At 50.2% G+C, this 14,651-nt stretch carries 11 protein-coding genes and 2 tRNA genes; 12 read left to right on the forward strand and 1 reads right to left on the reverse strand.

The window, feature by feature from the left end; genetic code table 11:
• The first annotated feature begins 116 nt into the window (after window positions 1-116).
• From secG to OQV04_RS02515, 3 genes are all read left to right on the forward strand, one after another.
• Entirely contained in the window at window positions 117-449 is a 333-nt protein-coding gene (secG, locus tag OQV04_RS02505) for a preprotein translocase subunit SecG (protein WP_001295556.1), read from the forward strand.
• Window positions 450-463: 14 nt separating this feature from the next.
• Window positions 464-550: transfer RNA gene (locus OQV04_RS02510), tRNA-Leu, on the forward strand.
• Window positions 551-1,008: 458 nt separating this feature from the next.
• Window positions 1,009-2,634 (forward strand): phosphoethanolamine transferase, encoded by a 1,626-nt coding sequence (locus OQV04_RS02515; RefSeq protein ID WP_077628339.1) that lies wholly within the window; start codon window positions 1,009-1,011, stop codon window positions 2,632-2,634.
• A 7-nt stretch (window positions 2,635-2,641) separates the two neighbouring features.
• Here the strand turns inward: OQV04_RS02515 and argG are convergent, their stop codons facing one another.
• Window positions 2,642-3,985: an argininosuccinate synthase gene (gene argG, locus OQV04_RS02520; protein ID WP_000207683.1), complete on the reverse strand. Its 1,344-nt coding sequence runs from the start codon at window positions 3,983-3,985 to the stop codon at window positions 2,642-2,644.
• Window positions 3,986-4,332: 347 nt separating this feature from the next.
• Here argG and OQV04_RS02525 point away from each other — a divergent pair.
• From OQV04_RS02525 to nlpI, 9 genes are all read left to right on the forward strand, one after another.
• Window positions 4,333-4,409: transfer RNA gene (locus OQV04_RS02525), tRNA-Met, on the forward strand.
• A 206-nt stretch (window positions 4,410-4,615) separates the two neighbouring features.
• Window positions 4,616-5,068 carry a ribosome maturation factor RimP gene (gene rimP / locus OQV04_RS02530; protein WP_001300397.1) on the forward strand — a complete coding sequence of 151 codons (453 nt, stop codon included), beginning with the start codon at window positions 4,616-4,618 and terminating at the stop codon, window positions 5,066-5,068.
• A gap of 27 nt (window positions 5,069-5,095) precedes the next feature.
• Window positions 5,096-6,583, forward strand: coding sequence for a transcription termination factor NusA (gene nusA / locus OQV04_RS02535; RefSeq protein ID WP_001031057.1), 1,488 nt, complete (start codon window positions 5,096-5,098; stop codon window positions 6,581-6,583).
• 24 nt (window positions 6,584-6,607) lie between these two features.
• Window positions 6,608-9,280 carry a translation initiation factor IF-2 gene (gene infB, locus OQV04_RS02540; protein WP_000133044.1) on the forward strand — a complete coding sequence of 891 codons (2,673 nt, stop codon included), beginning with the start codon at window positions 6,608-6,610 and terminating at the stop codon, window positions 9,278-9,280.
• A gap of 163 nt (window positions 9,281-9,443) precedes the next feature.
• The gene (gene rbfA / locus OQV04_RS02545; RefSeq protein WP_001040205.1) at window positions 9,444-9,845 is read left to right on the forward strand and encodes a 30S ribosome-binding factor RbfA; all 402 of its coding nucleotides are present in this window, start codon (window positions 9,444-9,446) and stop codon (window positions 9,843-9,845) included.
• Window positions 9,845-10,789: a tRNA pseudouridine(55) synthase TruB gene (gene truB / locus OQV04_RS02550; protein WP_032281656.1), complete on the forward strand. Its 945-nt coding sequence runs from the start codon at window positions 9,845-9,847 to the stop codon at window positions 10,787-10,789. The genes rbfA and truB overlap by 1 nt, the downstream gene beginning before the upstream one ends.
• Before the next feature lie 148 nt (window positions 10,790-10,937).
• Window positions 10,938-11,207 (forward strand): 30S ribosomal protein S15, encoded by a 270-nt coding sequence (rpsO, locus tag OQV04_RS02555; protein ID WP_000059466.1) that lies wholly within the window; start codon window positions 10,938-10,940, stop codon window positions 11,205-11,207.
• Window positions 11,208-11,453: 246 nt separating this feature from the next.
• Window positions 11,454-13,589 carry a polyribonucleotide nucleotidyltransferase gene (pnp, locus tag OQV04_RS02560; protein ID WP_001298330.1) on the forward strand — a complete coding sequence of 712 codons (2,136 nt, stop codon included), beginning with the start codon at window positions 11,454-11,456 and terminating at the stop codon, window positions 13,587-13,589.
• A 108-nt stretch (window positions 13,590-13,697) separates the two neighbouring features.
• Window positions 13,698-14,582: a lipoprotein NlpI gene (gene nlpI / locus OQV04_RS02565; RefSeq protein WP_000802080.1), complete on the forward strand. Its 885-nt coding sequence runs from the start codon at window positions 13,698-13,700 to the stop codon at window positions 14,580-14,582.
• The last annotated feature ends 69 nt before the right edge of the window (window positions 14,583-14,651 follow it).

The following is a 14,651-nucleotide window of genomic DNA, read 5'->3' on the forward strand; positions in this document are numbered from 1 at the left end:
CGAAGGTCATTCGCTTTGGTTAGTATTCACACCCGCTTCAGTGGGAAAGATTAAAAACTCCCGCTTTATTGGTTGAAGCATTGGTACGCGGCAACTCCGCAAGGAACAGGTTGATTATGTACGAAGCTCTTTTGGTAGTTTTCCTTATTGTGGCAATTGGCCTTGTTGGTCTGATCATGCTGCAGCAAGGTAAAGGCGCTGATATGGGAGCCTCCTTCGGAGCAGGCGCTTCCGCTACGCTGTTTGGTTCAAGTGGTTCTGGTAACTTCATGACCCGCATGACGGCGCTGCTGGCAACGTTATTCTTCATCATCAGTCTGGTGCTGGGTAACATCAATAGCAACAAAACCAATAAAGGTAGCGAATGGGAAAACCTGAGTGCGCCGGCGAAAACCGAACAAACTCAGCCAGCTGCTCCGGCTAAGCCGACCAGCGATATCCCGAACTAAAAAGTAGTTTCCGTGCCGAGGTGGTGGAATTGGTAGACACGCTACCTTGAGGTGGTAGTGCCCAATAGGGCTTACGGGTTCAAGTCCCGTCCTCGGTACCAAATTCCAGAAAAGAGACGCTGAAAAGCGTCTTTTTTCGTTTTGGTCCTGGTCTGAGGAATGGTTGTCAGGTATCTGTATCTCGTCCAGTTGCTTTACTCGTAGCTGGTACCTTGAAACGATGTTGCCGGTACGCCTTCGTTATAAACTTTTCCCTACTGCTGACATAATTGGCACTTTATTGTGTCAACTCCAGTTCCGGTACGAATACGGATATGTTTACTTCTCGATAAACCATCCTGCTCCTGTCAGTATAACTACTGATGGCTACGTTCTGCGTAATGTTTAGAGACGCATTGATAATGTTATTTAATTACTGAGAACGCAATGGCCGCATCATTTAAAAAGAAAAAACTAACAGTGTTTCGTTCTGATATGGATCAGAGTTGAAAAACATGTCTGATATAAAATTGCACATTGTTGATAATTGTTTATATTGGTTGTGAACTTGGATTTCTGGATGACAGTATTCAACAAATTTGCTAGAAGTTTTAAATCTCATTGGTTGTTGTATCTTAGTGTTATTGTTTTTGGTATTACGAACTTAGTCGCCTCTTCCGGAGCGCATATGGTTCAGCGATTGCTGTTCTTCGTTCTGACCATCCTGGTTGTTAAACGTATATCATCCCTTCCGCTTCGCCTGCTTGTTGCCGCACCATTTGTGTTACTGACTGCGGCAGACATGAGTATTAGCCTCTATTCATGGTGTACCTTTGGTACAACTTTCAATGATGGATTTGCGATTAGTGTGCTGCAGAGTGATCCGGATGAAGTTGTCAAAATGCTGGGAATGTATAGCCCTTATCTATGTGCTTTTGCCTTTTTATCCCTTCTTTTTTTGGCTGTAATAATAAAATATGATGTTTCCTTGCCGACAAAAAAAGTGACAGGAATATTATTGCTGATTGTCATTTCGGGAAGTTTATTTTCCGCTTGTCAATTTGCTTATAAAGATGCCAAAAATAAAAATGCGTTCAGTCCATATATACTAGCGTCGCGATTTGCTACCTATACGCCGTTTTTCAATCTCAATTATTTTGCTTTAGCAGCGAAAGAGCATCAAAGATTACTCTCAATTGCAAACACAGTGCCGTATTTTCAATTATCAGTCAGGGATACAGGTATTGATACCTACGTGTTGATTGTGGGGGAGTCTGTACGTGTCGACAATATGTCTTTGTATGGATATACACGCTCTACGACACCGCAAATCGAAGCACAAAGAAAACAGATCAAACTGTTTAATCAAGCAATAAGCGGTGCACCTTACACTGCGCTGTCGGTTCCCCTTTCTTTAACTGCTGATTCTGTTTTGAGCCATGACATTCATAATTACCCCGACAACATTATTAATATGGCTAATCAAGCAGGATTTCAGACTTTCTGGCTAAGTTCGCAATCCGCTTTTCGGCAGAATGGTACAGCAGTTACCAGTATCGCCATGCGCGCCATGGAAACAGTTTATGTCAGAGGATTTGATGAATTGTTGTTGCCGCATTTATCGCAAGCATTACAGCAAAATACACAGCAAAAGAAACTGATTGTTCTTCATTTAAATGGAAGCCATGAACCGGCTTGTAGCGCCTATCCGCAATCCAGCGCCGTGTTTCAACCGCAGGACGATCAGGATGCCTGCTATGACAACTCCATTCATTACACAGATAGTTTGCTAGGTCAGGTTTTTGAATTATTAAAAGATCGCCGCGCCTCGGTCATGTATTTTGCCGACCACGGCCTGGAACGTGACCCTACGAAGAAGAACGTCTATTTTCATGGAGGCAGGGAGGCCAGCCAGCAGGCATATCATGTTCCGATGTTTATCTGGTATAGCCCCGTTCTTGGGGATGGTGTGGATCGCACAACGGAAAACAACATCTTTTCTACAGCTTACAATAATTACCTTATTAATGCGTGGATGGGGGTAACAAAGCCGGAACAGCCGCAAACGCTTGAGGAAGTGATTGCACACTATAAAGGAGACTCACGGGTTGTGGATGCAAACCATGATGTTTTCGATTATGTGATGCTCAGAAAGGAGTTTACAGAGGATAAGCAAGGTAACCCCACCCCTGAAGGGCAGGGTTGATGTCGAATTACTGGCCTTTGTTTTCCAGATTCTCCACCTGCGGCACGCCTGAAGTGGCAGAGGAGGAGAGCAGGCCAGTTTTGGCATAACCAAAAAGTTTCTCTCGGGTATCAGTGATATCCAGATTACGCATGGTCAATTGACCAATACGATCATCTGGCGAGAACACCGAGTCGCCTTTTTCCATCGTCAGACGCTCTGGCTTGTAGGTCAGGTTCTCTGAGACGGTATTCAGGATTGAATAATCGTTCCCACGGCGCAGCTCCAGGGTAACTTCACCAGTGATCTGGCTGGCAACCCAGCGTTGCAGAGAGTCACGCAGCATCAGCGCCTGGGAATCAAACCAACGTCCCTGGTACAGCAGACGGCCCAACTGACGACCATGTGCATGATACTGTTCAATGGTGTCTTCGTTGTGAATACCGGTAAGCAGACGTTCATACGCAATGTGCAGCAGCGCCATCCCCGGAGCCTCGTAAATACCACGGCTTTTCGCTTCGATGATACGGTTTTCAATCTGGTCGCTCATGCCCAGGCCGTGACGACCGCCGATGCGGTTAGCTTCCAGCATCATTTCTACGTCGTCGCTAAAGGTTTTACCGTTCAGCGCCACCGGATGACCTTGCTCAAAGCGTACTGTGACTTCTTCTGCCGGGATCTTCACGCTCTCATCCCAGAACTTCACGCCCATAATCGGGTTGACGATTTTGACGCTGGAGTTGAGGTATTCCAGATCCTTCGCTTCATGCGTTGCACCAAGCATGTTGGAGTCTGTGGAGTAGGCTTTTTCGACAGACATTTTGTAGTCGAAACCGCAGGCAATCATAAATTCAGACATCTCATGACGGCCGCCCAGTTCATCAATAAAGTCAGTATCAAGCCACGGTTTGTAAATCTGCAGTTCAGCATTGGTCAGCAGACCGTAACGATAGAAACGTTCGATATCGTTTCCTTTATAGGTGCTGCCGTCACCCCAGATATTCACGCCATCTTCTTTCATAGCAGCAACCAGCATGGTGCCAGTCACGGCGCGGCCCAGCGGCGTCGTGTTGAAATAGGTCAGGCCACCGGTGGTGTTATGAAATGCGCCACACTGAATAGCGGCAATACCTTCGGCCACCAGTTGTTTGCGGCAGTCGATCAGACGTGCGTTCTCCGCGCCGTATTCCATGGCACGACGAGGGATCGCATCATAATCCTCTTCGTCTGGCTGGCCCAGGTTTGCAGTATATGCATAAGGAACCGCTCCCTTTTGTCGCATCCACAGCAGTGCGGCACTGGTGTCCAGACCGCCGGAAAAAGCGATACCAATACGTTGACCTACCGGGAGATGCTTGAGAATCGTCGTCATAAAATAACACCCTGCTTAATTAACTGATGATGAGCCTGGATTTCCGCTCTCACTGAATTTTTATGCAAAATAAATGAGTTTTCATTTAATCATCTTTTATCGGAGACAGGAAGAGTTTAGTGTGTTTTTTGTAAAATAATGCGCTTAAGGGAGAGCAGGAGAAGGCAAAAGTATTCAACAAATGAAAGTGAACTGGATATTCATTCACGTGATTAGCAATAAACGTTGACAAAATGTGGCATGGATCACTATAATGCCTGCAGATTTTACGTCCCGTCTCGGTACACCAAATCCCAGCAGTATTTGCATTTTTTACCCAAAACGAGTAGAATTTGCCACGTTTCAGGCGCGGGGTGGAGCAGCCTGGTAGCTCGTCGGGCTCATAACCCGAAGGTCGTCGGTTCAAATCCGGCCCCCGCAACCACTTTCCCTTAGAGTTCTTTTTCAAATATACTGTGAAGACTTCGGCCTTCGTAGTGGGATTTGAAAAAATCCTTCTGGAAAGTGCTCCAGACCGCAGTTGCGGTTATAGGGTTCAGTTATATAAAGCCCCGATTTATCGGGGTTTTTTGTTATCTGACTACAGAATAACTGGGCTTTAGGCCCTTTTTTTATGTCTTGGGGGTGGGCTTGTCCACATTAGAGCAAAAATTAACAGAGATGATTACTGCGCCAGTTGAGGCCCTGGGTTTTGAACTGGTTGGCATCGAATTTATTCGCGGTCGCACATCCACACTGCGCATCTATATTGATAGTGAAGATGGCATCAATGTTGATGATTGTGCTGATGTGAGCCACCAGGTAAGTGCTGTGCTGGATGTTGAAGATCCCATCACCGTTGCTTATAACCTGGAAGTCTCCTCACCGGGTCTCGATCGCCCACTGTTCACGGCTGAACACTACGCCCGTTTTGTCGGAGAAGAGGTGACTCTGGTTCTCCGTATGGCGGTACAAAACCGTCGTAAATGGCAGGGCGTTATCAAAGCGGTAGACGGTGAAATGATCACAGTTACCGTCGAAGGTAAAGATGAAGTGTTCGCGCTGAGTAATATCCAGAAGGCGAACCTGGTTCCCCACTTTTAATAGTCTGGATGAGGTGAAAAGCCCGCGATGAACAAAGAAATTTTGGCTGTAGTTGAAGCCGTATCCAATGAAAAGGCGCTACCTCGCGAGAAGATTTTCGAAGCATTGGAAAGCGCGCTGGCGACAGCAACAAAGAAAAAATATGAACAAGAGATCGACGTCCGCGTACAGATCGATCGCAAAAGCGGTGATTTTGACACCTTCCGTCGCTGGTTAGTTGTTGATGAAGTCACCCAGCCGACCAAGGAAATCACCCTTGAAGCCGCACGTTATGAAGATGAAAGCCTGAACCTGGGCGATTACGTTGAAGATCAGATTGAGTCTGTTACCTTTGACCGTATCACCACCCAGACGGCAAAACAGGTTATCGTGCAGAAAGTGCGTGAAGCCGAACGTGCGATGGTGGTTGATCAGTTCCGTGAACACGAAGGTGAAATCATCACCGGCGTGGTGAAAAAAGTAAACCGCGACAACATCTCTCTGGATCTGGGCAACAACGCTGAAGCCGTGATCCTGCGCGAAGATATGCTGCCGCGTGAAAACTTCCGCCCTGGCGACCGCGTTCGTGGCGTGCTTTATTCCGTTCGCCCGGAAGCGCGTGGCGCGCAACTGTTCGTCACTCGTTCCAAGCCGGAAATGCTGATCGAACTGTTCCGTATTGAAGTGCCAGAAATCGGCGAAGAAGTGATTGAAATTAAAGCAGCGGCTCGCGACCCGGGTTCTCGTGCGAAAATCGCGGTGAAAACCAACGATAAACGTATCGATCCGGTAGGTGCTTGCGTAGGTATGCGTGGCGCGCGTGTTCAGGCGGTTTCTACTGAACTGGGCGGCGAGCGTATCGATATCGTCCTGTGGGATGATAACCCGGCGCAGTTCGTGATTAACGCAATGGCACCGGCAGACGTTGCTTCTATCGTGGTGGATGAAGATAAACACACCATGGATATCGCCGTTGAAGCCGGTAACCTGGCACAGGCGATTGGCCGTAACGGTCAGAACGTGCGTCTGGCTTCGCAGCTGAGCGGTTGGGAACTCAACGTAATGACCGTTGACGACCTGCAGGCTAAGCATCAGGCGGAAGCGCACGCAGCGATCGACACCTTCACCAAATATCTCGACATCGACGAAGACTTCGCGACTGTTCTGGTAGAAGAAGGTTTCTCGACGCTGGAAGAACTGGCCTATGTGCCGATGAAAGAGCTGTTGGAAATCGAAGGCCTTGATGAGCCGACCGTTGAAGCACTGCGCGAGCGTGCTAAAAATGCACTGGCCACCATTGCACAGGCCCAGGAAGAAAGCCTCGGTGATAACAAACCGGCTGACGATCTGCTGAACCTTGAAGGGGTAGATCGTGATTTGGCATTCAAACTGGCCGCCCGTGGCGTTTGTACGCTGGAAGATCTCGCCGAACAGGGCATTGATGATCTGGCTGATATCGAAGGGTTGACCGACGAAAAAGCCGGAGCACTGATTATGGCTGCCCGTAATATTTGCTGGTTCGGTGACGAAGCGTAATAAACTGTAGCAGGAAGGAACAGCATGACAGATGTAACGATTAAAACGCTGGCCGCAGAGCGACAGACCTCCGTGGAACGCCTGGTACAGCAATTTGCTGATGCAGGTATCCGGAAGTCTGCTGACGACTCTGTGTCTGCACAAGAGAAACAGACTTTGATTGACCACCTGAATCAGAAAAATTCAGGCCCGGACAAATTGACGCTGCAACGTAAAACACGCAGCACCCTTAACATTCCTGGTACCGGTGGAAAAAGCAAATCGGTACAAATCGAAGTCCGCAAGAAACGCACCTTTGTGAAACGCGATCCGCAAGAGGCTGAACGCCTTGCAGCGGAAGAGCAAGCGCAGCGTGAAGCGGAAGAGCAAGCCCGTCGTGAGGCAGAAGAATCGGCTAAACGCGAGGCGCAACAAAAAGCTGAACGTGAGGCCGCAGAACAAGCTAAGCGTGAAGCTGCTGAACAAGCGAAACGTGAAGCTGCGGAAAAAGACAAAGTGAGCAATCAACAAGACGATATGACTAAAAACGCCCAGGCTGAAAAAGCCCGCCGTGAGCAGGAAGCTGCAGAGCTCAAGCGTAAAGCCGAAGAAGAAGCGCGTCGTAAACTCGAAGAAGAAGCACGTCGCGTTGCTGAAGAAGCACGTCGTATGGCGGAAGAAAACAAATGGACTGATAACGCGGAACCGACTGAAGATTCCAGCGATTATCACGTCACTACTTCTCAACATGCTCGCCAGGCAGAAGACGAAAGCGATCGTGAAGTCGAAGGCGGCCGTGGCCGTGGTCGTAACGCGAAAGCAGCGCGTCCGAAGAAAGGCAACAAACACGCTGAATCAAAAGCTGATCGTGAAGAAGCACGCGCAGCAGTACGTGGCGGTAAGGGCGGAAAACGTAAAGGTTCTTCGCTGCAGCAAGGCTTCCAGAAGCCTGCTCAGGCCGTTAACCGTGACGTTGTGATCGGCGAAACTATCACCGTTGGCGAACTGGCGAACAAGATGGCGGTTAAAGGCTCTCAGGTCATCAAAGCGATGATGAAACTGGGCGCAATGGCAACCATCAACCAGGTTATCGATCAGGAAACCGCACAGCTGGTTGCTGAAGAGATGGGCCACAAAGTTATCCTGCGTCGTGAAAACGAGCTGGAAGAGGCGGTAATGAGCGACCGTGACACGGGTGCTGCGGCTGAACCGCGCGCGCCGGTTGTGACCATCATGGGTCACGTTGACCACGGTAAAACCTCTCTGCTGGACTACATTCGCTCAACGAAAGTGGCCTCTGGCGAAGCGGGCGGCATTACCCAGCACATTGGTGCATACCACGTTGAAACTGAAAACGGCATGATCACCTTCCTGGACACCCCGGGGCACGCCGCGTTTACTTCAATGCGTGCACGTGGTGCGCAGGCAACTGACATCGTAGTCCTGGTTGTTGCTGCCGACGACGGCGTAATGCCGCAGACCATCGAAGCAATCCAGCACGCGAAAGCGGCGCAGGTACCGGTGGTGGTTGCAGTGAACAAGATCGATAAACCAGAAGCCGATCCGGATCGCGTTAAGAACGAACTCTCCCAGTACGGCATCCTGCCGGAAGAGTGGGGCGGTGAAAGCCAGTTCGTACACGTATCTGCGAAAGCGGGTACCGGTATCGATGAACTGCTGGACGCTATCCTGCTGCAGGCGGAAGTTCTGGAGCTGAAAGCGGTACGTAAAGGTATGGCGAGCGGTGCGGTTATCGAATCCTTCCTCGATAAAGGTCGTGGTCCGGTTGCTACCGTTCTGGTACGTGAAGGTACTCTGCACAAGGGCGATATCGTTCTGTGTGGCTTCGAATACGGTCGTGTTCGTGCGATGCGTAACGAACTGGGTCAGGAAGTGCTGGAAGCGGGTCCGTCCATTCCGGTGGAAATCCTCGGCTTGTCCGGTGTTCCGGCTGCGGGTGATGAAGTTACCGTTGTACGTGACGAGAAGAAAGCGCGTGAAGTTGCACTCTATCGTCAGGGTAAATTCCGCGAAGTTAAACTGGCGCGTCAGCAGAAATCTAAACTCGAGAACATGTTCGCCAACATGACCGAAGGCGAAGTTCACGAAGTGAATATCGTCCTCAAGGCAGACGTACAGGGTTCTGTCGAAGCGATCTCCGACTCCTTGCTGAAACTGTCTACTGACGAAGTTAAAGTGAAGATCATCGGTTCTGGCGTAGGTGGTATCACCGAAACCGACGCCACCCTGGCTGCGGCGTCCAACGCCATCCTGGTTGGCTTTAACGTACGTGCTGATGCCTCTGCACGTAAAGTGATTGAAGCGGAAAGCCTGGATCTGCGTTACTACTCCGTCATCTATAACCTGATTGACGAAGTGAAAGCGGCGATGAGCGGTATGCTGTCTCCGGAACTGAAACAGCAGATTATCGGTCTGGCGGAAGTTCGTGACGTGTTCAAATCGCCGAAATTTGGTGCCATCGCAGGCTGTATGGTTACCGAAGGTGTGGTTAAACGTCACAACCCGATCCGCGTTCTGCGTGACAACGTGGTTATCTATGAAGGCGAGCTGGAGTCCCTGCGCCGCTTCAAAGATGACGTTAACGAAGTCCGTAACGGTATGGAATGTGGTATCGGCGTTAAGAACTACAACGACGTCCGCACTGGCGATGTGATCGAAGTATTCGAAATCATCGAGATCCAACGTACCATCGCTTAAGGTTTTTAGGGTTCCATGCGGGATAAGGCGTTTACGTCGCATCCGGCATGGATTGCCTGATGTGACGCTGGCGCGTCTTATCAGGCCAACGTGAACAGCCCTTCCACCTGAAATTAATTTTAAAAAGGGGCTAACAGCCCCTTTTTTGTCAGGAGAATTTATTATGGCGAAAGAATTTGGTCGCCCGCAGCGCGTAGCGCAGGAAATGCAAAAAGAGATCGCTCTCATCCTGCAGCGTGAAATTAAAGATCCTCGCTTGGGCATGATGACCACCGTTTCCGGTGTCGAAATGTCTCGCGACCTGGCGTATGCCAAAGTATATGTGACGTTCCTCAACGACAAAGATGAAGACGCGGTTAAAGCGGGCATCAAAGCGTTGCAAGAAGCTTCTGGTTTCATCCGCAGCCTGCTGGGGAAAGCGATGCGCCTGCGTATCGTGCCGGAACTGACCTTCTTCTACGACAACTCTCTGGTTGAAGGGATGCGCATGTCAAACCTGGTGACCAGCGTGGTCAAACATGACGAAGAACGTCGTGTTAACCCGGACGACAGCAAGGAGGACTAATGAGTCGTCCTCGTCGTCGCGGTCGCGACATTAACGGCGTTTTGTTGCTGGATAAACCTCAGGGTATGTCCAGCAACGATGCGCTGCAAAAAGTGAAACGGATTTATAACGCCAACCGTGCCGGGCATACCGGTGCGCTGGACCCGCTGGCGACCGGCATGTTGCCGATTTGCCTCGGGGAAGCGACGAAGTTTTCCCAGTATCTGCTGGACTCCGACAAACGCTATCGGGTTATTGCGCGTCTTGGACAGCGTACCGATACTTCTGACGCCGACGGACAAATCGTTGAAGAGCGTCCGGTAACCTTTAGTGCAGAACAACTGGCGGCGGCACTGGATACTTTCCGTGGCGATATCGAACAGATCCCATCGATGTATTCAGCACTGAAATACCAGGGCAAAAAACTGTACGAATATGCGCGTCAGGGCATTGAAGTTCCGCGTGAAGCGCGTCCAATTACCGTTTATGAATTGCTGTTTATTCGCCATGAAGGCAATGAGTTGGAGCTGGAAATTCACTGCTCAAAAGGCACTTATATCCGCACCATCATTGATGACCTGGGTGAAAAACTCGGTTGTGGCGCGCATGTTATTTACCTGCGTCGTCTGGCGGTAAGTAAATATCCGGTTGAACGGATGGTGACCCTGGAACATCTGCGTGAACTGGTCGAACAAGCCGAACAGCAGGATATTCCGGCTGCGGAGTTACTTGATCCATTACTGATGCCAATGGACAGTCCAGCTTCGGACTACACGGTGGTGAATCTTCCGTTAATGTCTTCTGTTTACTTCAAAAATGGTAACCCGGTTCGTACATCTGGCGCGCCGCTGGAAGGACTGGTTCGCGTTACGGAAGGTGAGAACGGCAAGTTTATCGGTATGGGCGAAATTGACGATGAAGGCCGCGTTGCGCCTCGTCGTCTGGTGGTTGAATACCCGGCGTAATGTTAACCGTCTTGCGATAACAGGTCGCTACGAGTAGAATACTGCCGCTTAACGTCGCGTAAATTGTTTAACACTTTGCGTAACGTACACTGGGATCGCTGAATTAGAGATCGGCGTCCTTTCATTCTATATACTTTGGAGTTTTAAAATGTCTCTAAGTACTGAAGCAACAGCTAAAATCGTTTCTGAGTTTGGTCGTGACGCAAACGACACCGGTTCTACCGAAGTTCAGGTAGCACTGCTGACTGCACAGATCAACCACCTGCAGGGCCACTTTGCAGAGCACAAAAAAGATCACCACAGCCGTCGTGGTCTGCTGCGCATGGTTTCTCAGCGTCGTAAACTGCTCGACTACCTGAAACGTAAAGACGTAGCACGTTACACCCAGCTCATCGAGCGCCTGGGTCTGCGTCGCTAATTCTTGCGAGTTTCAGAAAAGGGGGCCTGAGTGGCCCCTTTTTTCAAGCTGACGGCAGCAATTCACTGGAAACTAATGTATTGTTGCTATGAATGATCTTCCGTTGCAGAGGTTCGCGCGGCTAATGAGAGGCTTTACCCACATTGGGCTGGGTTAGGGTTGTCATTAGTCGCGAGGATGCGCAGAAGATCGGGTATTAACACCAGTGCCGTAAGGTACTGTCTAAGAAAGAGAAAGGATATTACATTGCTTAATCCGATCGTTCGTAAATTCCAGTACGGCCAACACACCGTGACTCTGGAAACCGGCATGATGGCTCGTCAGGCTACTGCCGCTGTTATGGTTAGCATGGATGACACCGCGGTATTTGTTACCGTTGTTGGCCAGAAAAAAGCCAAACCAGGTCAGGATTTCTTCCCACTGACCGTTAACTATCAGGAGCGTACCTACGCTGCTGGTCGTATCCCGGGTAGCTTCTTCCGTCGTGAAGGCCGCCCAAGCGAAGGCGAAACCCTGATCGCGCGTCTGATTGACCGCCCGATTCGCCCGCTGTTCCCGGAAGGCTTCGTCAACGAAGTTCAGGTTATCGCCACCGTGGTTTCTGTTAACCCGCAAGTTAACCCGGATATCGTCGCGATGATTGGTGCTTCCGCAGCACTGTCTCTGTCTGGTATTCCGTTCAATGGTCCGATTGGTGCTGCCCGCGTAGGTTACATCAATGACCAGTACGTACTGAACCCGACTCAGGACGAGCTGAAAGAGAGCAAACTGGATCTGGTTGTTGCGGGTACTGAAGCCGCTGTACTGATGGTTGAATCTGAAGCTGAACTGCTGAGCGAAGACCAGATGCTGGGCGCAGTAGTGTTCGGTCATGAACAACAGCAGGTTGTTATTCAGAACATCAATGAACTGGTGAAAGAAGCCGGTAAACCGCGTTGGGACTGGCAGCCGGAGCCGGTAAACGAAGCGCTGAACGCGCGCGTTGCTGCACTGGCTGAAGCTCGTCTGAGCGATGCTTACCGCATCACCGACAAACAAGAGCGTTATGCGCAGGTTGATGTCATCAAATCTGAAACCATCGCAACGCTGCTTGCTGAAGACGAAACCCTGGACGAAAACGAACTGGGTGAGATTCTGCACGCGATCGAGAAAAACGTTGTTCGTAGCCGCGTACTGGCAGGCGAACCGCGTATCGACGGTCGTGAAAAAGATATGATCCGTGGTCTGGATGTGCGTACTGGCGTGCTGCCGCGTACTCACGGTTCTGCGCTGTTCACCCGCGGTGAAACGCAGGCACTGGTTACTGCAACGCTGGGTACCGCTCGTGACGCACAGGTTCTTGATGAACTGATGGGCGAACGTACCGACACCTTCCTGTTCCACTACAACTTCCCTCCGTACTCCGTAGGCGAAACCGGCATGGTCGGTTCTCCGAAGCGTCGTGAAATTGGTCACGGTCGTCTGGCGAAGCGCGGTGTGCTGGCAGTCATGCCAGATATGGACAAATTCCCGTACACCGTACGTGTTGTGTCTGAAATCACTGAATCCAACGGTTCCTCTTCTATGGCTTCCGTGTGCGGCGCGTCTCTGGCGCTGATGGACGCAGGTGTGCCGATCAAAGCTGCCGTTGCGGGTATCGCAATGGGTCTGGTGAAAGAAGGCGACAACTACGTTGTACTGTCTGACATTTTGGGCGACGAAGATCACCTGGGCGATATGGACTTCAAAGTTGCGGGTTCCCGCGACGGTATCTCTGCATTGCAGATGGATATCAAAATTGAAGGTATCACCAAAGAGATCATGCAGGTTGCACTGAACCAGGCTAAAGGTGCGCGTCTGCACATCCTGGGTGTAATGGAACAGGCGATCAACGCGCCGCGTGGCGATATCTCTGAGTTCGCACCGCGTATCCATACCATCAAGATCAACCCGGACAAGATCAAAGATGTTATCGGTAAAGGCGGCTCTGTTATCCGTGCCCTGACCGAAGAAACCGGCACCACCATCGAAATCGAAGATGACGGTACTGTGAAGATCGCAGCGACCGACGGCGAGAAAGCGAAACACGCTATTCGTCGTATCGAAGAGATCACTGCAGAAATCGAAGTGGGCCGCGTCTACAATGGTAAAGTGACCCGTATCGTTGACTTTGGCGCATTTGTTGCCATCGGCGGCGGTAAAGAAGGTTTGGTACACATCTCTCAAATCGCTGACAAACGCGTTGAGAAAGTGACCGATTACCTGCAGATGGGTCAGGAAGTACCGGTGAAAGTTCTGGAAGTTGATCGCCAGGGCCGTATCCGTCTGAGCATTAAAGAAGCGACTGAGCAGTCTCAACCTGCTGCAGCACCGGAAGCTCCGGCTGCTGAACAGGGCGAGTAAGGTTGCCATTTGCCCTCCGCTGCGGCGGGGGGTTTTTAACCGGGCAGGACGCCTTGTTAGCAACCGGGAACAGGACGTTCATTCAACCGTGGTCTTCGGGAGTGGGAAATGAAGCCTTTTTTGCGCTGGTGTTTCGTTGCGACAGCACTTACGCTTGCAGGATGCAGTAATACTTCCTGGCGTAAAAGTGAAGTCCTCGCGGTACCATTGCAACCGACTTTACAGCAGGAAGTGATTCTGGCACGTATGGAACAAATCCTTGCCAGTCGGGCTTTAACCGATGACGAACGCGCACAGCTTTTATATGAGCGCGGAGTGTTGTATGATAGTCTCGGTCTGAGGGCATTAGCGCGTAACGATTTTTCGCAAGCGCTGGCAATCCGACCGGATATGCCTGAAGTATTCAATTACTTAGGCATATATTTAACGCAGGCAGGCAATTTTGATGCTGCCTATGAAGCGTTTGATTCTGTACTTGAGCTTGATCCAACTTACAACTACGCGCACTTGAATCGCGGGATCGCATTATATTACGGCGGTCGTGACAAGTTAGCGCAAGATGATCTGCTGGCGTTTTATCAAGACGATCCCAATGATCCTTTCCGTAGTCTGTGGCTTTATCTCGCCGAGCAGAAGCTCGATGAGAAGCAGGCTAAAGAAGTGTTGAAACAGCACTTCGAAAAATCGGATAAGGAACAGTGGGGATGGAACATTGTCGAGTTCTACCTGGGCAACATTAGCGAACAAACGTTAATGGAAAGGCTCAAGGCGGACGCAACGGATAACACCTCGCTCGCTGAGCATCTCAGTGAAACCAACTTCTATTTAGGTAAGTACTACCTAAGTCTGGGGGATTTGGACAGCGCCACGGCACTGTTCAAACTGGCGGTTGCCAACAACGTTCATAACTTTGTTGAGCACCGATACGCATTGTTGGAATTATCGCTCCTGGGCCAGGACCAAGATGACCTGGCAGAATCGGACCAGCAATAGCTGACGTACACATCAGCCCGTAATCTTTTTTGATTGCCATCACCTTAACGGGTGAGGGCGTTGTTGTTC

The organism is Escherichia sp. Lx600-2, from assembly GCF_036662595.1.
In the GTDB taxonomy this organism is placed as follows: domain Bacteria; phylum Pseudomonadota; class Gammaproteobacteria; order Enterobacterales; family Enterobacteriaceae; genus Escherichia; species Escherichia coli.